21 protein-coding genes and 1 riboswitch are annotated in these 22913 nt (G+C 42.3%); of the genes, 12 read left to right on the forward strand and 9 right to left on the reverse strand.

The window, feature by feature from the left end:
* The first annotated feature begins 256 nt into the window (after positions 1-256).
* Genes CBF27_RS02785 through CBF27_RS02795 form a run of 3 tightly spaced genes read left to right on the forward strand, consistent with a single transcriptional unit; the run spans position 257 to position 3472 of the window.
* Positions 257-1225, forward strand: coding sequence for a thiamine pyrophosphate-dependent dehydrogenase E1 component subunit alpha (locus CBF27_RS02785; RefSeq protein ID WP_126812196.1), 969 nt, complete (start codon positions 257-259; stop codon positions 1223-1225).
* A gap of 26 nt (positions 1226-1251) precedes the next feature.
* Positions 1252-2283 (forward strand): alpha-ketoacid dehydrogenase subunit beta, encoded by a 1032-nt coding sequence (locus CBF27_RS02790; protein WP_126812198.1) that lies wholly within the window; start codon positions 1252-1254, stop codon positions 2281-2283.
* Between the two features lie 16 nt (positions 2284-2299).
* Complete coding sequence (locus CBF27_RS02795; protein WP_126812200.1) at positions 2300-3472, forward strand: dihydrolipoamide acetyltransferase family protein; 1173 nt, start codon at positions 2300-2302, stop codon at positions 3470-3472.
* A 45-nt stretch (positions 3473-3517) separates the two neighbouring features.
* On the opposite strand, the gene CBF27_RS02800 is transcribed toward CBF27_RS02795, so the two are convergent.
* Positions 3518-3862 carry a hypothetical protein gene (locus CBF27_RS02800; RefSeq protein WP_126812202.1) on the reverse strand — a complete coding sequence of 115 codons (345 nt, stop codon included), beginning with the start codon at positions 3860-3862 and terminating at the stop codon, positions 3518-3520.
* 12 nt (positions 3863-3874) lie between these two features.
* Positions 3875-4282 carry a helix-turn-helix domain-containing protein gene (locus tag CBF27_RS02805; protein ID WP_126812204.1) on the reverse strand — a complete coding sequence of 136 codons (408 nt, stop codon included), beginning with the start codon at positions 4280-4282 and terminating at the stop codon, positions 3875-3877.
* 362 nt (positions 4283-4644) lie between these two features.
* Here CBF27_RS02805 and CBF27_RS02810 point away from each other — a divergent pair, with 362 nt between their 5' ends.
* The 7 genes from CBF27_RS02810 to CBF27_RS02840 all read left to right on the forward strand — a co-directional run bounded on the left by CBF27_RS02810 (position 4645) and on the right by CBF27_RS02840 (position 12983).
* The gene (locus tag CBF27_RS02810) at positions 4645-6267 is read left to right on the forward strand and encodes a sensor histidine kinase (protein WP_126812206.1); all 1623 of its coding nucleotides are present in this window, start codon (positions 4645-4647) and stop codon (positions 6265-6267) included.
* Positions 6268-7026, forward strand: coding sequence for a response regulator transcription factor (locus tag CBF27_RS02815; protein ID WP_126812209.1), 759 nt, complete (start codon positions 6268-6270; stop codon positions 7024-7026).
* A gap of 96 nt (positions 7027-7122) precedes the next feature.
* Positions 7123-8160 (forward strand): ABC transporter substrate-binding protein, encoded by a 1038-nt coding sequence (locus CBF27_RS02820; RefSeq protein WP_126812211.1) that lies wholly within the window; start codon positions 7123-7125, stop codon positions 8158-8160.
* A gap of 14 nt (positions 8161-8174) precedes the next feature.
* Positions 8175-9254 (forward strand): ABC transporter ATP-binding protein, encoded by a 1080-nt coding sequence (locus CBF27_RS02825; RefSeq protein WP_126812213.1) that lies wholly within the window; start codon positions 8175-8177, stop codon positions 9252-9254.
* Positions 9255-10919: an ABC transporter permease gene (locus tag CBF27_RS02830; RefSeq protein WP_126812215.1), complete on the forward strand. Its 1665-nt coding sequence runs from the start codon at positions 9255-9257 to the stop codon at positions 10917-10919.
* Positions 10920-11262: 343 nt separating this feature from the next.
* Positions 11263-11706, forward strand: coding sequence for a hypothetical protein (locus CBF27_RS02835; protein ID WP_126812217.1), 444 nt, complete (start codon positions 11263-11265; stop codon positions 11704-11706).
* A 35-nt stretch (positions 11707-11741) separates the two neighbouring features.
* The gene (locus CBF27_RS02840) at positions 11742-12983 is read left to right on the forward strand and encodes a V-type ATP synthase subunit I domain-containing protein (RefSeq protein ID WP_126812220.1); all 1242 of its coding nucleotides are present in this window, start codon (positions 11742-11744) and stop codon (positions 12981-12983) included.
* Between the two features lie 130 nt (positions 12984-13113).
* Here the strand turns inward: CBF27_RS02840 and CBF27_RS02845 are convergent, their stop codons facing one another.
* The 4 genes from CBF27_RS02845 to CBF27_RS02860 all read right to left on the reverse strand — a co-directional run bounded on the left by CBF27_RS02845 (position 13114) and on the right by CBF27_RS02860 (position 17754).
* Positions 13114-14403, reverse strand: a complete 1290-nt coding sequence (locus CBF27_RS02845; RefSeq protein WP_126812222.1) for a hydroxymethylglutaryl-CoA reductase, degradative — start codon at positions 14401-14403, stop codon at positions 13114-13116.
* A gap of 16 nt (positions 14404-14419) precedes the next feature.
* Positions 14420-15586, reverse strand: a complete 1167-nt coding sequence (locus CBF27_RS02850) for a thiolase family protein (RefSeq protein ID WP_126812224.1) — start codon at positions 15584-15586, stop codon at positions 14420-14422.
* 17 nt (positions 15587-15603) lie between these two features.
* The gene (locus CBF27_RS02855) at positions 15604-16773 is read right to left on the reverse strand and encodes a hydroxymethylglutaryl-CoA synthase (protein WP_126812226.1); all 1170 of its coding nucleotides are present in this window, start codon (positions 16771-16773) and stop codon (positions 15604-15606) included.
* 159 nt (positions 16774-16932) lie between these two features.
* Complete coding sequence (locus tag CBF27_RS02860; RefSeq protein ID WP_245985927.1) at positions 16933-17754, reverse strand: glycosyltransferase family 8 protein; 822 nt, start codon at positions 17752-17754, stop codon at positions 16933-16935.
* 96 nt (positions 17755-17850) lie between these two features.
* On the opposite strand from CBF27_RS02860, the gene CBF27_RS02865 reads away from it, so the two are divergent.
* Positions 17851-18477: a PepSY domain-containing protein gene (locus tag CBF27_RS02865; protein ID WP_126812228.1), complete on the forward strand. Its 627-nt coding sequence runs from the start codon at positions 17851-17853 to the stop codon at positions 18475-18477.
* Positions 18478-18526: 49 nt separating this feature from the next.
* Here CBF27_RS02865 and CBF27_RS02870 read toward each other — a convergent pair whose 3' ends face one another.
* Positions 18527-19153: a YczE/YyaS/YitT family protein gene (locus CBF27_RS02870; protein ID WP_126812230.1), complete on the reverse strand. Its 627-nt coding sequence runs from the start codon at positions 19151-19153 to the stop codon at positions 18527-18529.
* A gap of 245 nt (positions 19154-19398) precedes the next feature.
* A riboswitch (Lysine riboswitch) is annotated at positions 19399-19567 on the forward strand.
* A 62-nt stretch (positions 19568-19629) separates the two neighbouring features.
* On the opposite strand from CBF27_RS02870, the gene CBF27_RS02875 reads away from it, so the two are divergent.
* Positions 19630-20868 (forward strand): dicarboxylate/amino acid:cation symporter, encoded by a 1239-nt coding sequence (locus CBF27_RS02875; RefSeq protein WP_126812232.1) that lies wholly within the window; start codon positions 19630-19632, stop codon positions 20866-20868.
* A gap of 77 nt (positions 20869-20945) precedes the next feature.
* Here CBF27_RS02875 and CBF27_RS02880 read toward each other — a convergent pair whose 3' ends face one another.
* Both CBF27_RS02880 and CBF27_RS02885 read right to left on the reverse strand, forming a co-directional pair.
* The gene (locus tag CBF27_RS02880) at positions 20946-21803 is read right to left on the reverse strand and encodes a TPM domain-containing protein (protein ID WP_126812234.1); all 858 of its coding nucleotides are present in this window, start codon (positions 21801-21803) and stop codon (positions 20946-20948) included.
* Positions 21794-22906: a TFIIB-type zinc ribbon-containing protein gene (locus tag CBF27_RS02885; protein WP_126812236.1), complete on the reverse strand. Its 1113-nt coding sequence runs from the start codon at positions 22904-22906 to the stop codon at positions 21794-21796. The genes CBF27_RS02880 and CBF27_RS02885 overlap by 10 nt, the downstream gene beginning before the upstream one ends.
* Between the last annotated feature and the right edge of the window lie 7 nt (positions 22907-22913).

Raw genomic sequence — 22913 nt, forward strand, 5'->3', positions numbered from 1 at the left:
AAACCTGTGCCATTCTGATACATAATGTGTCAGAATGGCACAGGTTTTTTCATGTTGAAGTGTGGCAAATGTGATATTGACAGGCTTTTAGCAAGTGGCATGGTTATTGCTATGTAATAGGATGGGGAGTAATGAAAGGCCGGTGTGACCAAAATGCCAAAAACATGAGTGAAAAAGGCGAGTGAAGAAACAGTCTGTAAGGCAAGCCGTCAATTGTAAACAGAAACAGTAAGAATAACATTAGGAGGATTTTACAATGAAAAAAATTGATAATGAACAGGCACTGTGGATTTACAAAACGATGAATGACATTCGCCGCTTTGAAGATACTGTCCACGATGAGTTTCTGACAGGGGTTATTCCCGGATTCGTGCATTTGTCAGCCGGACAGGAGGCTGTCGCTGCCGGTGTGTGTGCTCATTTGACACAAAAAGACTATATCACAAGTACACACCGGGGACACGGGCACTGTATCGCCAAAGGCTGTGACATGAACAGCATGATGGCCGAAATTTTTGGCAAGGAAACGGGTCTTTGTAAAGGCAAAGGCGGCTCCATGCATATAGCCGATGTCGACAAGGGCATGCTCGGTGCCAATGGCGTTGTGGGAGGCGGATTTGCACTGGCTGTCGGCGCCGGTTTGAGAAACAAGTATTTAAAGACAAACGATGTTGCCGTGTGTTTCTTTGGCGATGGTGCAGCCAACCAGGGGTCGTTCCATGAAAGTTTGAACCTAGCCAAAATCTGGCAGCTGCCGGTGGTTTTCGTCAATGAGAACAACATGTTTGCTGAGTCCACCCCGCAATGGTACTCTTCGGCTTCCAAAACGATTGCAGAACGTGCGGCGGCGTATAATATGCCGGGTGTGCGGGTTGACGGTAAAGATCTGGTCGAGGTGTATCAGACAGCAGGAGAAGCCATCGACCGTGCGAGAAAAGGTGAAGGTCCGACATTGATTGAATGTGTGACTTACCGCAATTACGGCCACTTCGAGGGGGATGAACAGAAATACAAAGCACGGACGGCAAGTAAAGAGAAAGAGCTGGCGGACAGAGATTGTATCACAGAATTCAGAAAAACAGCCATCAGCGAGAAGTGGCTGACGGCTGAAGAGGCCGATAAAATAGAAACACAAGCGGCAGCTGATGTCGAGGCTGCTCTGGCGTTTGCCAAAAACAGCCGTGAACCTCGTCCGGAAGCATTGTATGAAGATGTACTCTATTAAAAATAATAAGATAGGAGACAATGATAATGGCTAGAGAAATAACCTTTATGGAAGCGATCAATGAAGGATTGGATATGGCGATGGCAAAAGACGAACGGGTCATCTTATTGGGAGAAGACATCGCCGGTGGAGTCAAAGTAACGCATCTGGAGGAAGGCAACGCAGAAGCGTGGGGCGGAGTCTTCGGCGTCACTAAAGGACTAATGCAAAAGTACGGCAGGGAACGCGTCATTGATACACCGATTTCCGAAATGGGCTATTTGGGCGCCTCAGTCGGGGCAGCGGCAACCGGTTTGCATCCAGTGCCGGAATTGATGTTTAACGATTTTATCGGGGTGTGTTTCGACACCATCTTGACCCAAGGCTCAAAAATGCGCTACATGTTTGGCGGTAAAGCGACCATACCGATGACTGTCCGAACGACCCACGGGGCAGGGGCATCGGCCGCGGCACAGCACTCGGGCTCATATTACGGGATGCTGGGGGCGATTCCGGGGATAAAAGTGGTAGTGCCTGCTACACCTTATGATGCCAAAGGACTGCTGCTTTCAGCGATTGAGGAAAACAATATCGTCATTTTTTCTGAAGATAAAACATTGTACGGTATAAAAGGCGAAGTACCGGAAGACTACTACACGGTGCCTATCGGACAGGCAAACGTGAGACAAGAAGGTACTGATTTAACAATCGTGACCATCGGAAAAATGCTATACGTAGCCCTTGATGTTGCCAAACAGCTGGCACAATCAGGAGTGTCGGTCGAGGTGATTGACCTTCTGACAGTTTCACCGTGGGACGAAGAAACGGTTATCGATTCGGTGAAAAAAACGGGCCGTTTAATCATTATTGATGAGGCTAATCCGCACAATAATACGGCAACAGACATCGCCTCAGTCGTCAGCGATAAAGCGTTCGACTACCTTGACGGTCCGATAAAATGTGTCTGTGCCCCGAATACGCCAGTTCCGTTTGCTAAAAATCTTGAAGAACTTTACGTGCCGGATGCGCAAAAAGTACTGGTGCAAGCGGCTGAACTGATTAACGATTTAAAAAAATAAAAGGTGGTGAAAATGAATGGCAACAGAAATTCTTATGCCAAAACTTGGACTAACAATGACAGAAGGTACGGTGGATGCCTGGTATAAAGAAGAAGGCGACACTGTTGAAAAAGGTGAAATGATTGCCAGCATCAGTTCCGAGAAGTTGACGCACGATGTGGAGTCGCCGGTTGACGGGATACTCCAGCAAATCGTGGTTGAGGAAGGGGGAGAAGTGCCTGTCCAGCAGCCGATTGCTTACGTCGCAGCAACTGACGCCGCCGATGCGCCGCAAACCGTAGAAGCAGCAGCGCCGGTCAACGAAGAACCGGAAAAACAGGCGCAACGAATTTTTATTACTCCTTCAGCGCGCAGACTCGCCAGAATGAAAGGGATTGATTACACACGCATTACCGGCACAGGCGGACGCGGCAGAATTACCCGTCAAGACGTTGAAAAATACGCTGCTGCCGGCACGTCTGATACTGAGGCTGCTGTTTTGGCAACACCGGTGATGGAACCTGGAAAAGGTCTGACCGGAATGCGCCAGACAATTGCCAAACGCATGTGGCAGAGCTTGCAGCAGACGGCACCGGTTACGCTCCATCGCAAGGCTGATGTGTCACAACTCATGGCATTCCGGAAAGAAATCAAGGAAAATGCAGAGATAGTTCTGACTGACGGGCAATTAAGTATCAATACCCTGTTGACGCGTGCGGTGGTTCTGGCTTTGAAAGAGCACCCGCAGATGAACGCCTGGTATTTCAACGGCGAGCACCAGACCGTTGAAGAGATTCACATCGGTATTGCGGTGAATATGGCCGACGGGCTGGTTGTACCGGTCATCAAACATGCGGAACATATGACGCTGACTGACATCGGTCAGGCTTTCAGACACATCGTCGATAAAACTCAGCGTGGTGATTTCTCGGGAAATTTATTGGGTGGTTCGACCTTTACCATATCCAACATGGGTCAAACTAATATCGAATATTTTACACCGATAATCAATACACCGGAGGTCGGCATTTTGGGAGTCGGAACGCTTGCGACTGATTTGGCATTGGCAGAAGACGGCAGTCTGGTCACTAAGCAAAAGCTGCCGCTCAGTCTGACCTTTGATCATCAAGTCATTGATGGAGTACCAGCCGCTGAATTTTTGGAAAAAATTTGCGATCTGCTGGCCCATCCTTATGCGCTCGTTTTGTAACACAACAAGAAAACCATCAGTACAACTTTGTGCTGATGGTTTTTTTTAATGCAGTGCAACAGTCAGGTATAACCAAGTGATAAGCAACAGCCCGCCTATCAGTTGTATAACCAGCCCTTTATAGATAGCTTTCTTTAGTTTGACAGCGGCAGCTTTATCTTCAGCAGAATAATCAGCCGGATATTTTCGGCGTTTGATAAAATACAACAATAAACCGCTGCTGTTTTGCCCTGATACGGAAATCAGCGGCCAGAGCCAGTTGCCGTGCTTGATGTGCCGTGCAGCTGCATCGATTTTTATTAGTTGAAAAACATGGACAGCCAGCCACACACTCCCGGAAATAATGATAAGAATGCTTACGGCAAGTAAGACATGCCTTGCTGCAATCATACCCCCCGCCTCCTAAAAGTTTTTGAACAAATGATACATGATGATGGTCGAATTAATCAAAATCAGTGCCAAAACAATCAATCCGACAGGTAAAAGTTCTGCTGAAGCAGAAAATCCTATAATGATGACAACGAACAGAATCATATTGACAGTAAAGCCGGCAATCACTTGTTTATTTTTCTTAACGATGTCCGTGCTTTCTTTTAAATGCTTCACCATGTTATCATCACCCTTGACCAGTTCATCCAATGTCACCTCATATAGCTCGCTTAATTCGATCAATTTGATAATATCAGGGTAATTTTTATTTAATTCCCAATTGGAAACACTTTGACGGGAAACAAATAGTTTATCTGCTACATCTTGTTGTGTCAATTGTTGCTGTTCTCTGTATTTTTTTAGCAGTGTGCCGATATCCATTCCCTCACCTCTCAATTCTTTTATAACATAAGTAGTGAGAAAAAAAAAGCAAATCTCTTGGGAATGTGGTGAGTTAGCGCGCAAGAGCAGCTTGCGCTGGGTGTGAGTGGATTAAGTGGAGGGAAGAAATAAAATAGAATTTACTTTTATTTTTGAAACTTAAATCCGTTATACAAAAATATATGCAAAATATTGATTTTCAGAGCTATACAGTTATACCTATTTCAATTGAGAAGAAAATAGATTATACTAGCCGATGAATGGTTCAGAATATTATTTAGTTCGAATGATAAATTTTTATCAACACCGTCTAAGTTTAAATCAGCATTTTTCACAGTATTTATACGATTGGAGCAGTCGAGATGAAAAAAACATTCAAAGAAATTTTGCAAAAAGAAATCAAAAGGAAGTACAGTGTTTTTTCATTAATAGTATCTGGTCTTGTCCTATTAATGTTTTTTTCTTTTATTTTTTTTAATCAAAATTACCAATTAAAAATTGAAACAGATGTTATTAAGGATGAATGGCAACACATCAAAACCAAATCACATGAAAATTTACGTCTCTTAAATTCCAGGTCAATTCCAAATGTCATACGCGGTAAGGAGGAAGACAGAAAGTTGTATGAAGAGTTTTACCGCATAACATCTGAAGAGCACAGTCGAGGAGTGTTATGGGTAATGAATCAGAAAGGAGACCTCGTTTTTGAGTCCGCATCGTTTCATCAACCATCTGCAATAAATGAGTACTACCTTCGGATTGTCATCAACTCAAGCAAAAATGCCAATTCAATTACACGTGTGGCAATGGATAATAATTACAATCATTATTTAGTTATTATGGAAAAAATTATAGAGAAAGGTGAGGAACTTGGTTATAGTATCTTATTATTGAATGGCAATGATTTTTTGCCGAACAGTACAAACTATGGTACACAATTTATCATTGCAGATTCATATGACAATGTTTTTTCTAGAAGTTCCAATCATTTTATCAAAGGCTCACTTGAAAAAATTGACACCATACAGCTTGAAAAAGGTCTATTTTATGAGGATAATGCATTATACTTATCCAAAAAAACAAACCTTAAAGAAAACATGTACCTTTATACATATTCCTTGTTTCTTCCATTGCCAGCTTTAATTATTTTTGGCATTATTTTTATCATTCTCTTAACTGGTATTATGCTTTTTCTATCTTTTCATTTGGCTAGAAAAATTGCTGACACAACAACTAAAAATATTGATACTCTTGTAGAAGAGACAAAAGAGGTAAGTGAAGGGATAAAACCGATGATACAAATGGAAACAGGAGATGAGTTTGAATTTTTAGCTGAGAGTATCAATGAGATGGTTTCCAAATTGGGACAACTTCATCAACAAACATTGCATTTTGAGAGAAAAATGCTTGAAGCTCAGTTTAATCCGCATTTCTTGTATAATACATTGGAAAATATTCGCATCACTAGTCAAATTGAACCAGAAGTCGCACAAGAGCTGATTTTTTCCTTGCGTAGGGTTTTGCAGCATAGTATTGATCATTCAGATGAAGAAGTTACTCTGCAAGACGATCTGGATGTGATTGTCGATTTTTTAAGAGTTAACGTCGTCAGATTTGATAAATTGACATATAAAGTGTCATTGAGTGAAGAATTGAAAGAACTTAAGATTCCAAGACTATTTTTACTTCCTTTAGTAGAAAATTCGTTGAAATATGGAATGAAAGTGAGAGAAGACGTACATATTGAGATCAAAGTTTACCAGACGGATTCTGAAATTTTTTTCGAAGTATCCGATAATGGGCCTGGCTTTCCAACTGATTTAATTGAAGAAATTTACTTTCAATATGAAAATAAAGGATCGCATCATGGCTTGATCAATAGTTACCGCCGACTGAAAATGAGTTTTCCTTATACGGATCTTCGCATCTTCAATCACTCTGACGGAGCAACGGTTCAATTGGTTATCATAAAGGAGAGGGTTTAAATGTATAGATTGTTAATCGTTGAAGATGAGCACTACATTAGAAAATGGCTAACTTACATGGTGAACTATAAAGAACTTGGAATAATAGTTGTTGGTGAGGCAGAAAATGGACTGCAGGGAGCAGAAATGATTCAAACGCTTAATCCAGATATTGTTTTGACCGACATTAATATGCCAGTTATGGATGCTTTTCAAATGTTTAAAGAAACTCAAGATAATCGCTATAAAAAAATTATATTATCCGGGTACAACGATTTTGAAAATGCCAGACTAGCCATGCATCACGGAGTTAGAGATTTTTTATCTAAACCACTGAATGCAGAAGAGTTGAAGAGCAGCTTAAAAGACTTAGTTTTAGAACTTCAGCAAGAAAGAAAAGAAGAATTGAGCCTTCACAATGACCAGTATGATACATTAGAGGCTGTTAGACCTTCTCAGGATATTTTAGTAAATCAAATTCTGATTTGGATACAACAACATTTTCAAGAAAAATTTACAGTAGCAGATATTGCTAAAAGTTTTGGGTATAGTGAAAGCTATATTTATAAAAAGGTGAAAGATCATTTAGGCATTACGATTAATGACTATACTAGCAGATACCGTGTGAAACAAGCTATTTCTAAACTTGTTGAAGATCCCCAACTTATGATATATGAGGTTGCTGAACAAACAGGTTTTTCTGATTACAATTATTTCAATAAAGTTTTTAAAAAATATATAGGTATGAACGCATCAGATTTTAGGGAGAATATTCTGTAGAGAATATTCTTCTTTTTATAGAGAATACTCTAGTTTAGAAAGCGCTTTAACAGATGTATAATTTGATTAAACACTAAAAGAAAGAGGTTGCACAACATGAAAAAAATAATTGGAACTCTTTTATTGGCGGCATCATTTATCGGTTTATCGGCATGTTCAGAGGGCAATCAAGCTGACAAAACAAATGAGAAAGGAACAAGTGATACGTTGGTTGTTTACTCTCCAAATTCTGAAGGGTTGATTAATGCAACAGTTCCAGCATTTGAAGAGAAATACGGCATTAAAGTTGATTTGATTCAGGCTGGTACCGGAGAATTATTCAAAAAGCTGGAAAGTGAGAAGGAAGCTCCAGTGGCAGATATTATATTCGGAGGTTCTTACACCCAGTATGCACAAAATGGTCATCTATTTGAAGAATATACGTCTCCCGAAGATAAAAACGTTCTTTCTGAATATAGAAATACCACTGGATATTCTACTCCTTATACGTTGGATGGAAGCGTGTTAGTTGTAAACTCGGATCTAACTAAGGGGATGAAAATTGAAGGATATGCAGATTTAATTAATCCTGAACTAAAAGGTAAAATTTCTACCGCTGATCCAGCCAATTCGTCAAGTGCTTTTTCCCAGCTGACTAATATTTTAGCAGCTCAAGGCGGATACGACTCAGATGATGCATGGAAGTATGTAGAAGATCTTTTTACACTGATAGATGGAAAAATCAGCTCAAGTTCCTCGAATGTTTATAAGACAGTTGCTGACGGTGAAATGGCTGTTGGTCTTTCTTATGAAGATCCGACTGTGAAATTACTGAATGACGGAGCAAAAGTAGAGATTGTATACCCTAAAGAAGGAACTGTTTTTCTTCCAGCTAGTGCGGCAATTATCAAGAATGCAAAGAACATGGAAAATGCTAAGAAATTTATAGATTTTATTATCTCTAAAGAGGTCCAAGATACTTTAGGAACTGCAACAACCAACCGGCCAGTTCGTGAGGGAGCAAAAACAAGTGACAATATGAAACCGATAGATGAAATTAAAACATTAACAGAAGATTATGACTATGTCACTAAACATAAGGAAGAAATAGTGGATCGTTATAGCGAAATATTTGTTAAAACACAATCAAAATAGAAGGAATGACATCTATGAGCTCGATTAAAATAAATCATGCCAAAAAAGTATACGATAATAATCCAGTTATTGAAGATTTAACGATAACTATTCCTGACGGGAGCCTATTTACACTATTAGGCCCGTCAGGATGCGGAAAAACAACATTATTAAGAATGATTGCTGGTTTCAACTCCATTGAGGGAGGAGATTTTTATTTCAACGAGACTCGCATCAACAATATGGAACCGAGTAAGAGGAATATTGGTATGGTCTTTCAAAACTATGCCATTTTTCCTCACTTAACAGTTAAAGAAAATGTCGCTTTTGGGCTCAAACAAAAAAAAGTTTCCAAAGAAGTAGTCGAACAGGAAACAGAAAAATATTTGACACTTATGCAAATAGAACAATTTAAAAATCGAAAGCCTGAACAGTTGAGCGGCGGACAACAGCAACGTGTAGCATTGGCAAGAGCGCTCGCAGTCAATCCAGAGGTTTTATTAATGGATGAGCCTTTGAGTAACTTAGATGCCAAACTACGCTTAGATATGCGGCAAGCAATCCGTGAAATACAGCGTGAAGTGGGTATTACTACAGTTTATGTTACACATGATCAAGAAGAAGCAATGGCTATCTCTGATCAAATTGCAGTCATGAATTTGGGAGAAATACAACAGGTTGGTCGGCCAAAAGAATTATACCATCGACCAAAAAATGAATTTGTTGCAACATTTATCGGCAGAACCAATATTATTTCAGCTGAGTTATTTCATTTAGATGGGAAAGCTTTTTTAAAATTCGAAAATGGTTATGAGTTTCCGTTTGAAGCGTTAAACGATGAAGAAGATCAGAAAGTCAGATTAAGTATCCGACCAGAAGAATTTGTTCGCTCCAAACATGGTGAAATTGAAGCGACAATCGTTGATAGTATTTATTTAGGTTTGCATACAGAGTATTTATTAAAAGTACCTTTTGCTGATAAAGTTCAATTTATTGAAGAGTCCACATTCAATGAAGATCTGGGACGTGGTGACAAAGTTTATCTAAGTATTAACCAACAGAAAATTAATGTGTTCAATGCTGATGGTACTAAAAACTTGCTGGGGGTGGAATAAGTGAAAAACGAACGGAGTAGAATCAATATTTGGACGAGTTCTTCGTTCATTATTTTTATCACTTATTTGCTTTTTCTTGTATATCCCATTGTTACGATACTTGGCCAAGCCTTATTTGTAAATGGCAAAATTTCATTCGGAAATTTCACAACATTTTTCTCTCGAAGCTATTATTTCGAAACATTATTTAATAGTTTTAAAGTTTCGATTGCGGCTACTTTGTTTGCACTGATTATTGGCACAACACTGGCTTATTTATTTTCCATGTACCAGTTTAAGGGCAAAAAATTACTGCAGATTTTGATTATCATTGCATCAATGTCAGCACCTTTTGTTGGCGCATACTCTTGGATTTTATTGTTGGGCAGAAACGGTGTAATCACGAAGTTTTTAATGAATGTTTTACACTTTCCACAAATTGAAATTTATGGATTTAGTGGTATTGTTCTGGTTTTTTCACTACAGTTATTTCCGCTCGTTTTTTTATATGCAAACGGCGCATTTAAAAACATTGACAATTCAGTTCTTGAAGCTGCAGAGAGCATGGGAAGCAGAGGAATTAACAGATTCTTTAAAGTCATTTTACCTTTATTAACGCCAACTCTTTTAGCTGCTGCTTTATTAGTATTTATGCGTGCATTCTCAGATTTTGGAACCCCCATGTTAATCGGTGAAGGTTATCGTACTTTTCCGGTGCTGATTTACACTGAGTTTATTAGTGAAGTTGGCGGGAATGCAGCTTTTGCTTCAGCGCTTGCGATTATTGCAATCACTATTGCGCTAACAATTTTTATCATTCAAAAATATGTAGCGAATAAACATAGCTTTACTATGAACTCCTTACATCCGGTTGAAGAAAAAAAATTAGGGCCAATAAAACGCTTGTTTGTCTATATATTTGTATATGGGACCGTTTTTTTAGCGGTATTACCACAAATATACTTAACATATACGTCTTTCTTGAAAACATCAGGGATGGTTTTTGTTCCAGGGTATTCTCTCGACAGCTACCGGAATGCTTTTAATCGTATGGGATCAGCTATATTCAATACAATCCGAATACCTTTGATTGCTTTAGCAATAGTAATAGTTTTTGCAGTATTTATTTCATATTTAGCTGTTAAAAAGAGAAATTTTTTCACATCAATAATTGATAGTTTGAGCATGATTCCTTATATTGTTCCCGGAACAGTTATGGGGATTGCTTTTATCACATCTTTTAACACAGGTATTGGCGGAACGGGATTTTTGGCAATTACCGGCACTGCATTTATTATGATTGTTTCTTTGTCTGTCCGACGGTTGCCGTACACCATTAGATCCTGTGTGGCAAGCTTACAGCAGATACCGTCAAGTATTGAAGAAGCAGCTTCTAGTCTTGGAAGTTCACGATTAAATACGTTTGTGAAAATTACAATTCCAATGATGATGTCAGGTATCATTTCCGGAGCAATTTTATCATGGGTCACGATGATTTCAGAACTTTCCACATCAATATTATTATATACTGTTAATACAAGAACGATGACAGTTGCTATATATACTGAAGTTATTCGGGGAAATTATGGAATCGCAGCTGCATTGTCGACGATACTGACTCTGATTACCGTTATTTCCCTGCTTCTATTCATGAAAGTTTCGAAAAGCGATAACATGACACTGTAGTAAAATGATTTAAATTCAGTATGTATCTATAAGAAGTTGAATCTGACGAAAGCATCGAAAATTCGAAAAAGAATTCACGGACATTCAAAAGAGTGTATCGTGAATTCTTTTTAAACTGAATAAATTGGTAGATTTGTTATTTATAACATTCTTTTAGAGAAAACCTTTGTTATCTTACTTTGATTGTCAGAAGGAATATATGTTATAATCTTTATAGAATGCGTGATTATTAGCATACCAGTTTCGCTTAAATGATAATTCCGTATTTCAATAGTGAAGCTGCTGTCTTTTTTTAAAATGGAATTGTTATATTTTAATTGATTAGGGTTGGGAGTTGCGTACGATGGATGAGTTTCAAAGAATAATGGCAGAGTTTGAATTACACTGCAAAACTGAAAAGAATATCTTAAGGCTGTCACTAGGATTATTAGTAGGGATAAGTCTGTTTGTAAGCTTGGATGTAGTAAGAATCGATCCCTTCTTATTTTATTTATTAGGTATGTTGACAATGATTGTAGTTGTGATAAAAACAAGAAGAGTAAGCAGTAACTATGACCGGCTCTGCAAATTTTTAAAAATAAATCGTCCAGAATTATCTGGAAATAAAAAATTATTATTTTACATGGATTATCAGCTGAATAAAGCTTATAAAAAAAATCCTAAAGAATTAAAAAAGAGTTTAAGTTGTAAAAATCATAACGAAAAATTTATGCGGAAAATTGCTGAGATTGAATTTCTATATGAGTCGTTATCTGAGGATTTGAGTATGGAAACATTGGAATTCTAAGATGTTTTAAGAATATATGAAGCAGGTGAGCAGAGATGTCATTTAAAAAGAAACTATTAGGAATCATTTTATCCTTTTCTATTATCGGGACAGTCGCATCCTCGGCAGACCATAATGCGTACCAAAAAGTATTCGATGATTATGGGAAAAATGAGATAAAAATCGAAAAAGCACTGAATTCAGAATTTATTTCAGCTAATGATACAATACGCCTAGAAGAAAGTCTTGCCAAAACGCGTGAAGTAAAAGATACGGAAACCCGCAGAGAACTAAAAGCAGTGCTATCTAAAGAAAAGCAGATTCTTAAAGAAGTAGAACAGGCTATTATGTTAAACGAGATAACGGCAGCTGATAAAGAGTTTTTTGATTTAAATGAAAGAATAACCACTCTTGAAACAAAAAGTAAAGAAAATTTTATCTTAAAATTAGACGAGGAACAAATACCTCAATTGAAAGATGATGTTTCTAAATTAAAGGGCAGCACAAAAGTAAAGCCGATTCGACTGCTGTCAGAAAAGGTAAATGCTTTTTCTCGCCAATTGGCTGATAATCAGGAAAAGCTAACTTCTTATTCGCTGGAATTACAGGAGCTCAATAAGAAATCCGGAACACTTGCTAAAAAAGAATATATTACGGATAATGAAAGGACTTCTTTGCAAAAAGACAGTCAAGAAAATGAACTTTTTTTCAAAGATGCTGATAATTTGGATGATATTGAAAAACGAATCGCAGACTCCAAGAAACTTGTTGAGGAAATTGAAAGCAAACAAAAAGAGACAGAGGCGGATTTTAAGGAATATAAAACAAAATCTGAAGAGCTGATAAAATCCATAGAGGTATTGCTGTCAGCAGGCGATTTAACGGCAGAAGAAGAAAGTTCGTTGAAAAGCGGCGTTCAAAGTATCAAAAACAAATTGAATCGAGATGATTATCAGCCGGGTGATTTGAAAGCTGTTTACATGGACGCGCAATCTGATTACAGTGATTATTTGAAAAAAAGTGATGCTAGGATTGCAGAAGCAAAGAAAAAAGCGGAAGAAAAAGCAGCAGCAGAAGCGGCACGTCAAGCAGAAATCAAGGCATCTGCTAATAATTCGCCTGGCGAGGCGACCTATAGTGCTGGCTGGTACCGGGCACCCGCAGGTTATAAATATTTGAAGGTTGAGAGCGGCAAAACTTATGGACAAGTTAAAAATCCAGGCAATTTTCGATTGATTACCGATGCCGAGGCAGCAAATTACAGCCCGGGACATGGTAACGGCTCAGCAAAACAGTGACAAAAAAAGATATGCGTTCGTCATAGTAAATACTGGAAATGGATGTTCCAGTTTACTATTGATTAACGCATATCTTTTTTCATTTTTCAGCATGTTTTGAAAGCTCAGAGATATTAAAAAAAGCCAATGTCTAGTCGTGTCTCTTTCTGATTTCTTCAAGAATCCGCGCCGCCGTTGTTGTGTTCATTTTTTCTTCACGCCGCAGCTGGCGGGCGACGCGAGGGATTTCATCGCCTTGTGCGCCGACTGAAATGGCCAGTGAATTGGCTTGCATGCTCATGTGTCCTTTTTGAATGCCTTCACTGACCAATGCACGCAGCGCGGCGAAGTTTTGTGCAAGACCGACTGAAACGATGATCCGGGCAAGATCAGTGGCGTTTTGGCATTTCATCATCTTCAGGTTGGCTTGGGCCATCGGCAAGACGGAAATAGCGCCGCCGATCGAACCGACGGCCATCGGCAGCGTCAGTGTTCCTTTGAGATAAGTATCATCGATGATTTCCCATTGCGTCATGGAGCGGTACTGGCCTGAGCGGCTGGCATAAGCATGGGCCCCTGCTTCAACAGCCCGCGGGTCGTTACCGCTGGCGATGACGACCGAATCAATGCCGTTCATCGTGCCTTTATTGTGAGTTGCCGCCCGATACGGGTCAAGGTCGGCGTAGCGTGTTGCTTCAACGATTTTTTCGGCGATGACTCTGCCGTCAAAGTGTTTGCGCGTCAAATCGGCGATGGCAACTTGGCAGGTGGCTGTGACAAGTGCATCCGTATTGTAGTTGCTTAAAATTGACATCAAAGAGTTGGCGCCCGTTAACCGGATGATTTCAGGGGCCAGTCCTTCCAAAATCGTGTTAATGATGTTTGCCCCCATAGCATCTTGCACATCAATACCGACGTGGACAGTTAAAAATTCCGGCTGTTTTTCTTCGTTAAGGATGGTGCGAACACTGATTTGTTTGACGCCTCCACTGCGCTTGACGATGGACGGGTGAATTTGTTTTGACAGGGCAATCAGCTCTTCTTCTGCCGCCATCACGCGCTTTATGGCGGATTCAAAGTCAGGTATATCTTTTAAAATAATTTGCCCAATCATTAACCGTTTAGCGACAGTTGTGGTAAAACCGCCTTGCTTGCGCATAAATTTAGCACCATTGCTGCAGGCGGCGATGACAGAAGGTTCTTCGACAACTAGCGGTACGACGACGTCTCGGCCGTCAATGATAAAGTTCAGCGCAACTCCCATCGGTAAAGGGAATTGACTGACTTGATTTTCTATCAGGTGACCGGCAACATCTTCCGGCAGCAGCGGCTGGTCGTACAGCAGTTCGGCAGCCCGCTCATCTACTATGTGACGTGCCTGCAGTGCAGCGATTCGGCCGGCTCTGTCCAGCTGGTAAAATTTTGACATATTACTGGTCATATTGTCCTCCAATTACTTAATCACGATGTATCATTAGCGCCAAACCGATACCGCCGCCGACACAAAGGGAGGCGATGCCGGTTTGTTTATCATAGTCGTTCAGCTGATGGACCAGCGACGTGAGGATACGGGCACCGGAAGCGCCGATTGGATGGCCGAGAGCAATGGCTCCGCCGTGGATATTCGTGCGTTCATGCGGCAGATTCAGGTCCTGCATCACTGCCAAGGATTGTGATGCAAATGCCTCGTTGATTTCATATAAATCAATGTCAGACACTGTTTTGCCGGTTTTTTTCAAGAGATTTTTGATGGCGTAATAAGGTGCATAGCCCATGTAGTCGGGTTCATTGCCGATTTCCACATAACTGCCGAGAACAGCTAGATAAGGAATGTTTTCGTTATCTGCTTTTTCTTTTGACATCAGGATGAGCACACTGGCGCCGTCATTGATAGTTGAAGCATTGCCGGCAGTGACCGTCCCGTTTTCTTTGAAAACAGTGCGGAGCGTGCTTAATTTTTCCAATGTGCTGTTTCCGCGGATGCCTTCATCATGCGCCAGCACCGTCCCGTCTTTCAAAACAACAGGCACGATTTCATTGGCGAATTTTCTGCTGCGCGTTGCTTCGGCTGCTTTCATCTGAGACTCAAGGGCAAAGCGGTCTTGTGCTTCACGTGAGATATGGTATTTTTCAGCCACGTTTTCTGCTGTGATACCCATGTGTTTTTTCGTGAAGATATCCGTCAAGCCGTCATGAATCATGGAATCGATCAAGTTTTCTTCAATCGCCTCATCTTTTAAAGCACGCGGCAGGAGATACGGCGCCTGACTCATGCTTTCCACACCGCCAACCACTACCACATCGCTTTCGCCGAGCTGGATAGCTTGTTTGCCGAGAATCACGGCTTTTAAACCGGAACCGCAGACTTCATTGATAGTCATGGCGGGTTTGGTGAATGAGATGCCGGCATGGACGAGAATTTGACGGGCGATGTTTTGACCGAGGCCAGCCTGAAGAACATTTCCTAAAATCACTTGGTCGACTTCGTCAGGAGAGATGCCCGAGCGCTTGAGCGCTTCTATTGTAGTGAGCGTTCCCAGTTCGACAGGGGAGATATCCGCAAATGCTCCATTAAATTTTCCAATGGGTGTGCGCACAGCACTGACAATGACAACTTCTTGCATACTGTCGTCCCCCTTCCTTAATTCCTGCTGGCATAATGTCGTTTATGTCCAATGATTTTTTCCAAATAAAAGCGCCCGTTATCATAGTCGTTTTCCAGCGTGATGTCCTGACCGTCCTGAGGCAGGACTTCCGAGAAAATCCGCTCATACTGCGCAACAGTCAGCCGAGTGCGGCTGTCAAGCATGCCTTGGTGAGCCGTCCGGTCAATTTGCCGGTCAAATCCGTCAGCGAGGATGCCGCTGAACATCTCGCCGACTGCGCCTGAGCCGTAACTGAAAAAGCCGATACGCTGACCGGGCTGCAGTTCGTTATGATGGTCCAGCAGTGATATCAGGCCGAGATACAATGAACCTGTGTAAATATTGCCGACTTCTTTTGTGTAACTTGTGCTGAAATCGTAGTTTTTCCATAACCGCTTTTGTGTATTGTCAGAAGCGTTGCCTATAACTGTCTGCAAAGCTTTTTTGCCCATTTTGGAATAAGGCAGATGGAAACAAAACGCTTCAAAGTCTTCAAGACTGTAACCGCTCCTGCGCTGATACTCTGCCCAGATGCTCTGGAAAAAGTGGATATACGCTTCATTGGAAAATTTTCCGTCGACAAAAGCGGTATCGCTGTAATTCGGCCGCCAGAAATCGAATATATTGTCTGTTCGTGCAACCGAATCATCTTCTAAGATTAAAATACGGGGATTGCTGCTGACCAGCATTGCGACCGCACCGGCTCCTTGAGTGACTTCGCCGGAAGTCGCAAGCCCGTAACGGGATATATCAGAGGCAATGACCAGTGCTTTCCGCTCCGGATGGCGGGCCACGTAATCACGTGCCTGCATCAGCCCCGCAGTTGCCCCGTAGCATGCCTGTTTGATTTCATATGATTTAGCGAAGGGTTGAATACCTAACAGCTGGTGCACATAGATTGCACCGGCTTTGGAATAGTCGGTACCTGACTCAGTGCCGAGAATCACCAAGTCGATTAACGCGGCATCTGACTCATCAACTATCGGAAACGCAGCATTGGCAGCTAAAGCGACAGTGTCTTGCGTAATCGGCGGCACGGCCATCTTGTTTTGACCAATCCCAATGGTAAATTTATTTGGGTCTATGCCTCGGTGTTCCGCTAAATCGACCAGGTCAACGTAAAGATTTGGTGTAAAAAAATTAATTTTATCAATCCCTACTGTCATACTATTCACTCTCTCTATTGTTTTTCATTTACTCCATGAGAATTCTACCATAGTTTGACAAGTAACTAAAATTGATTGTCTGCTTTTTAAAGATAACTTAAATAACTTATGAAATCTTTAGCGGAAATACAGCCCACAACGTTTCGCAAAACGGCGGACTTAAATCCTGAGTGCTTTTTGGCGATAATGTTTGTATAAGACGGCGAATTTGCTGGTGTTTTTAGGCTGCCACGGTTTATTTTTCCCGCAGTAATGAAGAAATACGGTGTGCTCCATGATCCAGTCGAGAGTCGCTTCCCCTTCGGACAGCATTTTATAGATAGTGTAATACCTGACATCGTAATTATAAAGTGTATCAGTCAGCGGCAGCGTGTCTTTACCATACAGTCCGTTTAACACGTCCTGGTCAGGCAGCAGCAAGGTCAAGGCGTTATCAGCTATGTACCGGTAGACATCTTCCTTGAAAACTGTCCGGCGGATGTTTTCAAGATTCATCAGCAAGACACCTGAATTGTAGTACCCTTTGTTTTCATAAGTGCCTAAGCGGATTTTATTGACGGTATCCGTGACGCCGGTAACGCTCGGATGATAACAAGCGGCGTACAAATAATCAGAGACGTCTGTTTGATAAATCTTTGCTAGGCTGTTGATACACAAAATATCGGCATCCAGGTAAAGAATGCGCGTGACTTCTTGCGGCAGCAGCGAGTGGGCGAGCAGCCGGTAATAAATGGTTTCAGGATATCTTTTGGAAACAGGGGCGTCGGCGAACCAGTCAGCCGGCACATTGACCGGATATAACTGCGCATCAAAGCGGGTGCAAAATCGTTCTAACTCTGATATCTGGTCTGCGGTCAAATCATTGTTAAGCACATAAATGTCGAATGTATGCGAATTGTTTTCAAAGATGGAATATAAAGTTGTTTTCAGCTGGTTAAAAAAAGTACTGTTAATCGCGAATAAGAGATTCATTCGGTCCATGTATTTCCCTCCCAATAACAAGTACAGTTATTATAACATGAAAAATTTTGCAGATAAGGTATAATTAAGTAAAAACAAGGGGAGGAGGAGAACGTCATGAGAAAAACAGTTAAAGCAGGGGTGCTGGCAGCCGGTGCGTTATTCTTTTTGGCAAGCTGTCAAACGCAATCCACAGAAACTCAACCCGTTTCGTCGTCAACAGCCGGTGAATCCAGCACACTGGAGACAAGCAGTCCGAAAGTTGAAGAAAGCCGTCAAGATACCGCCTCAGAGGTACCGCATGATGTGAATGAGCTGTTTGCCAAGGCCGTTGACATGTATCGAGCAACGTTTCCTGACAGCGACATCACATCGGTCAGTTATGATATATCCCGGGTTGCCGATAAGTATGAAATCGAAGGGGTAGACGATGAGACGGAATACAGTCTGTCATTATTTGCAGATACGTTTGACATCAAAGAAATGGAGCAGGAATCATTGGATGATGATGAGCGCGGCGGTGTGAAGCGTTCGCAGGAAAAACTGGACATGGCAAAATTACTGCCGGTGCAAGAGGTCATCAATCTGGCGGAAGCCGAGGTCGGCAAGGGGCAGCAAGTTGAGTGGGAAGTGACAAAAGATGACGGGCTGACTGTCTGGGAAGTGGATATCAGATTAGACAATAACAGTGTCGAGGTTACGATTGATAACGACAGCAAACGCCTCATCGAGGTTGACCGTTAAACAAAAAGAGAACGCCGGACTGCTGAAAAGCTGCCGGCGTTTTTTTTATTCATCCGCCCGTGAGCCGTTTCATCAACGGTTTGGCGGCTCTTTCATTCCAAAAATCAATCAGCGGTCCGGTGAAAAATGCGCTGATAATTGTCCCGATACCGACTGGTCCGCCAAAGATTATGGCAATCACCGCGGCTAGCGTATCTTGTATGATACGCACGATTTTAAATTTGACGTGTGTCTGGTCGACAATCACCGGTGAAATGGCGTCATAAGGCGAAATCCCCAGTTGCGCCGTCATATATAATGAAATACCGAACGTGAAAATAAGGATTCCCAAAATCAGAAAAGCGGCCTGCCAGAGCAGTGTCAGCGAAAAAGTGATGGCATCAGCAATCAAATGATAGAAGTGCTCAATCAGAAAACCAATCAGCGTCATGTTGACAATGGTGCCAAGCCCGATATACTTTTTGCCGAAGAAAAAAATAACTATCAGCACGGATATGTTAAAGCCCAGCATAAAAACACCTAGGCTGATGCCCAGCTGATGACTGAGGGCAAAGCCGCAAGCCGTGAGCGGGTCGATTCCAACATTGCCGGCCCTTAAAACACCCGAGCCAAAGGCAATAAAAATGACACCCGTCAAGGCAAAAAGAAAGCGAACAGCAAGGTCAGAGTTTTTCATAGATACCTCCTGAATTCGTTTTAACACGTTTTATCTTATCATAAATCGGCAGAAAGTCATTGTGATTTGTTAAGGAATTGATTAATTCATCGTGATGAATCATCCGACTGTCTTGTTTTTTTGAAAGGGCAGGTTGTAAGTTCGTAAAAGCACGATTAAACACAGCTTTTTGTGTCGTGGATACTGTTTCCGGAAAGTTGTGATTGCTGTTTTTTTATCAATATGCTACACTCTTTTTAGATTGAATAAGAAGTAGAGGTTGCGGTGCATCAGAGTAGCTGAGGGAGTGGGCACACAAGGAAATTAGCGAAAGGTAATCATCGCCGAATTTCAACTGTTGGCAAACGGTTGAAATGGTGGAAAGGAGAATATCCTTTTCACTCATTCTTTAGATAGAATGGTGCTATCTTGATTAAAGTATTAATTAAAGACTAGCAGCGGCTGGTCTTTTTTTTAGTGGAAAGGAAGTGCTGTTTGTGCAATTGATAAAAAACAACAAAGGTTCTCTGCTGATGTTGCTCGGGGTGACGCTTGGCGGTCTGTTCGGGGTCTTTTTCGGGGATTTGACGGTTTATGTCAAACCTATTGGCGAAATTTTCCTGAATGCGATGTATGTTTTAATCGTTCCTCTGGTTTTTCTCAGCCTGGTGAATGCCATTACAAGCACAAAAGAAATCAACCGGCTTGGAAAAATCCTGTCAACGACGCTGCTGGTGTTTTTAACGACCGCTGTGGTGATGGGTGTGATTTCTTACATTGTCGTTTATTTTTACAATCCTTTTGAAGGCATTGACACAGAGCAAGTGCGCGGTTTGATGGGAGAAGCGGCTCAGCAGGAAACACACAGTCTGGGAGAGATCATCGTCAATACATTTACCGTGTCCAACTTTTTGGATTTGTTTGACAAATCCCATCTGCTGCAGCTGATTTTCTTTTCCATTTTTCTCGGCATTGCGCTGATTCTTGTGGGGGAAGCGGCTGAACCATCCATTAAAGTCATCCGTTCAGCCAATGAGGTGACGATGAAACTGGTGGAGCTGTTGATGAAAGTCGCCCCTGTCGGTTTGGGCTGCTACTTTGCGTATACGATTGGTGACTTGGGTACACAGATTTTAGGCGGTTACGTGAAATCATTGATTCTTTATATTGTCATCACACTGGTGTATTATTTCGGTATGTTCAGTCTATATGCGTTTCTCTCCGGCGGGAGCAAAGGAGTTCGGCTGTTTTGGCGCAATGCGGCGGAGCCTTCATTGATAGCTCTGGCGACAGCAAGCAGTTCAGCTTCCATCCCGGCCAATTTGATAGCGACTAAAAAAATGGGTGTGCCCGACGATATTGCAGAAACGGTGATTCCTCTGGGAGCGAATACCCACAAGGACGGCTCTGTTTTAGGCGGCATGCTGAAAATCATTTTCCTGTACACGATTTTCGGCAAAGATTATCATAGTATTTCCCAAGCCTTTATCGTGATTGCTGTGGCGCTGATTGTCGGTGTCGTTATCGGTTCGATTCCAAGCGGAGGCCTGACAGCCGAGCTGCTGATTGTGACGCTATTCGGATTCCCGTTGGAAATGATTCCTGCAGTGGTCATCATCAGTACCATCATTGATATTCCGGCCACTTTATTGAATTCAACGGGCAACACTGTGTGCGCCATGTTAGTGAGCCGCATTGTGGAAGGCAAAGACTGGCTGCAAAAAGTTGATATTTAAAGGCAAGCCAAAATAAACCAGCCTGCAAGAAGAAGTTGTTTCTTGCAAGCTGGTTTTTATGTTGTGCACATGTGCTGTTAAAACGACCGTCCGCCGCCCCCACCGCCAAATCCGCCGCTGGTGGTGCTGCGTCCACCGCCGCTGCCGCCCCCGCCTGAGGACGTTTTTTTGGGGATTCGCCGCGTGGTGACAAATTCATTGGTTTTAATATCAGTTGACTCAGACAAAGTCAGGGAGCTGTTTTCCTGAAAGTGATAGGTATAGACCTTGCCCCGCATATTGTAGCGGCGGCTCACGGTGAAAAAGGCCGCCGTACCAGCCGCAATGGCGAGTATCCCGGCTAAACCTATTTCAAGAGCGGTCAACGATTTGTATCGGATGATTTTTCCGGTATCTTCATCATACTCATACTGGCCTTTCGGAACGCCCTTCTGATAGTTGGCCAGAATGCCGCTGCCGAAAGTGTCAAGCGCAGACAGATAGTCGCCGGCTGACATTGCGTCCAGCAAGTCGTCCAACAGTGAGTCGATGCGCTTATCGGTCATATAGACAATCATTTTGCCGTGCGTGATGATGTCATATTTCCGTTCAGCCATGTCAATAATCAGCATGGCGCCGTCTTGATTTTTGCCGAAACCCAGTTGGTGTTCAGTAAAAAAAGACTTGCCGTAATCAACATAATCGCCGTCGGCTTCTCCGTTTAACGTCAGTGCAGTGATTTGCATATTGATATCAGCGGATATAGCGGCGAACCGTTCTTCCAGCACCAGACGTTCATCGTCAGTGAACAGACCGACGTTGTCAAAAATGTACTGATTGTCGTTGCCTGAAGGGGTACGCGCCGTTTCGGCTTTAGCGACGCGGGGCAACAAGAGTATCAGGCTGAAAGCCAGCAGCACTGTCAGACAGAGCGTTCGCAGTTTTGTTACAACCATAGCAGAAAGTACCCCCCTATTAGCGCAAGAGCAAACACGGACAGGCCAATACCGAGGGACAGGAAGCCGAGTTTTTTCTTGTCCAACGGCAAGATACCGCCAATTTTGCCTGTCTGACCGTTCATCGCATAGTAGTATATTTTTTTATCGCCGCGCGCACGGTAAGTCAGCAGCCAAACCGGCAGCAAGGTGTAAGTCTTTGTTTCCTCTGTGATGTTGGCGTCAGTCCGCTGTACAGTCACTGTTGCATAACCGGAGACTGTCTGTTTGAGAATACTGCCGGTGTAATCGGTCAGCTCGCGCGTTATTTCTTCTTTTAAATCTTGATAGGCTATGTCCCTTTTTTCTGCTTGAAACCCGGCCAGATACTGTGATTTGAACGGGACAGCTTCATTGACCTGAAAAGGCAGGACCGCTTCAATCATTTTTTGCGCCTGGTTTTTCGACAAGGCATTTTTAATCAGAGCCTTAAACGTCAGCAGTCCTTTTCGGATAATCGAATAATGGGTTGTCCGGGTGTATTCGATGTCACCGACCCGCCAGACAGAGACACGGGTCGCTTTTGCCTGCATGGCGCCGTTCAATGTCGAATCGACCAGCCAATAAGGAAAGTATACACCGGTCAACTTCTCAACTTGCTGTTTGTTGAAAAAATCTTTCGGGATAAATTTTTTATGACTCGTCCATGCGAGAAATTGTTTGACTGCCTCTTCTTTTCCGATTTTAAAAGGCAAGACCGTGTCTGGCAGAAATTCACCGGAGATTCTGCCGGAAAGCACGACTGGATTATGGCAGTAGTAGCAAAACGTCGCAGCAGTCGTCGCGTCTGTTGCAATTTCGGCACCGCAGCTCGGGCACAGAAATAAATCAATCGCCGACTCGGCAGGCTTAGAGGCTGCCGAGTCGGAAGGAGAGGTGCTGCGGGTCTGCTGGTCGTCGGTATCACTTGCTTCTGCTGTTGTTTGCTGCTGTTTTTCAAAAGCCAGCACATCACTTTCGCTGAATGTGCTCAAGCAGTAATCGCAGTGAAACTGTTGCGACTCGGTATTGAATGTCAGCGGACCGCCGCAGTTGGGACATTTATGTGTAATGACTTCATCCATGAGAGCC

The organism is Vagococcus acidifermentans, assembly GCF_003987655.1.
Taxonomy (GTDB): Bacteria; Bacillota; Bacilli; order Lactobacillales; family Vagococcaceae; genus Vagococcus_B; species Vagococcus_B acidifermentans.

Coding starts and splice junctions, on each gene's coding strand:
- CBF27_RS02785 (WP_126812196.1), top strand. CDS start 257: ATGAAAAAAATTGATAATGAACAGGCACTGTGGATTTACAAAACGATG.
- CBF27_RS02790 (WP_126812198.1), top strand. CDS start 1,252: ATGGCTAGAGAAATAACCTTTATGGAAGCGATCAATGAAGGATTGGAT.
- CBF27_RS02795 (WP_126812200.1), top strand. CDS start 2,300: ATGGCAACAGAAATTCTTATGCCAAAACTTGGACTAACAATGACAGAA.
- CBF27_RS02800 (WP_126812202.1), bottom strand. CDS start 3,862: ATGATTGCAGCAAGGCATGTCTTACTTGCCGTAAGCATTCTTATCATT.
- CBF27_RS02805 (WP_126812204.1), bottom strand. CDS start 4,282: ATGGATATCGGCACACTGCTAAAAAAATACAGAGAACAGCAACAATTG.
- CBF27_RS02810 (WP_126812206.1), top strand. CDS start 4,645: ATGAAAAAAACATTCAAAGAAATTTTGCAAAAAGAAATCAAAAGGAAG.
- CBF27_RS02815 (WP_126812209.1), top strand. CDS start 6,268: ATGTATAGATTGTTAATCGTTGAAGATGAGCACTACATTAGAAAATGG.
- CBF27_RS02820 (WP_126812211.1), top strand. CDS start 7,123: ATGAAAAAAATAATTGGAACTCTTTTATTGGCGGCATCATTTATCGGT.
- CBF27_RS02825 (WP_126812213.1), top strand. CDS start 8,175: ATGAGCTCGATTAAAATAAATCATGCCAAAAAAGTATACGATAATAAT.
- CBF27_RS02835 (WP_126812217.1), top strand. CDS start 11,263: ATGGATGAGTTTCAAAGAATAATGGCAGAGTTTGAATTACACTGCAAA.
- CBF27_RS02840 (WP_126812220.1), top strand. CDS start 11,742: ATGTCATTTAAAAAGAAACTATTAGGAATCATTTTATCCTTTTCTATT.
- CBF27_RS02845 (WP_126812222.1), bottom strand. CDS start 14,403: ATGACCAGTAATATGTCAAAATTTTACCAGCTGGACAGAGCCGGCCGA.
- CBF27_RS02850 (WP_126812224.1), bottom strand. CDS start 15,586: ATGCAAGAAGTTGTCATTGTCAGTGCTGTGCGCACACCCATTGGAAAA.
- CBF27_RS02855 (WP_126812226.1), bottom strand. CDS start 16,773: ATGACAGTAGGGATTGATAAAATTAATTTTTTTACACCAAATCTTTAC.
- CBF27_RS02860 (WP_245985927.1), bottom strand. CDS start 17,754: ATGGACCGAATGAATCTCTTATTCGCGATTAACAGTACTTTTTTTAAC.
- CBF27_RS02865 (WP_126812228.1), top strand. CDS start 17,851: ATGAGAAAAACAGTTAAAGCAGGGGTGCTGGCAGCCGGTGCGTTATTC.
- CBF27_RS02870 (WP_126812230.1), bottom strand. CDS start 19,153: ATGAAAAACTCTGACCTTGCTGTTCGCTTTCTTTTTGCCTTGACGGGT.
- CBF27_RS02880 (WP_126812234.1), bottom strand. CDS start 21,803: ATGGTTGTAACAAAACTGCGAACGCTCTGTCTGACAGTGCTGCTGGCT.
- CBF27_RS02885 (WP_126812236.1), bottom strand. CDS start 22,906: ATGGATGAAGTCATTACACATAAATGTCCCAACTGCGGCGGTCCGCTG.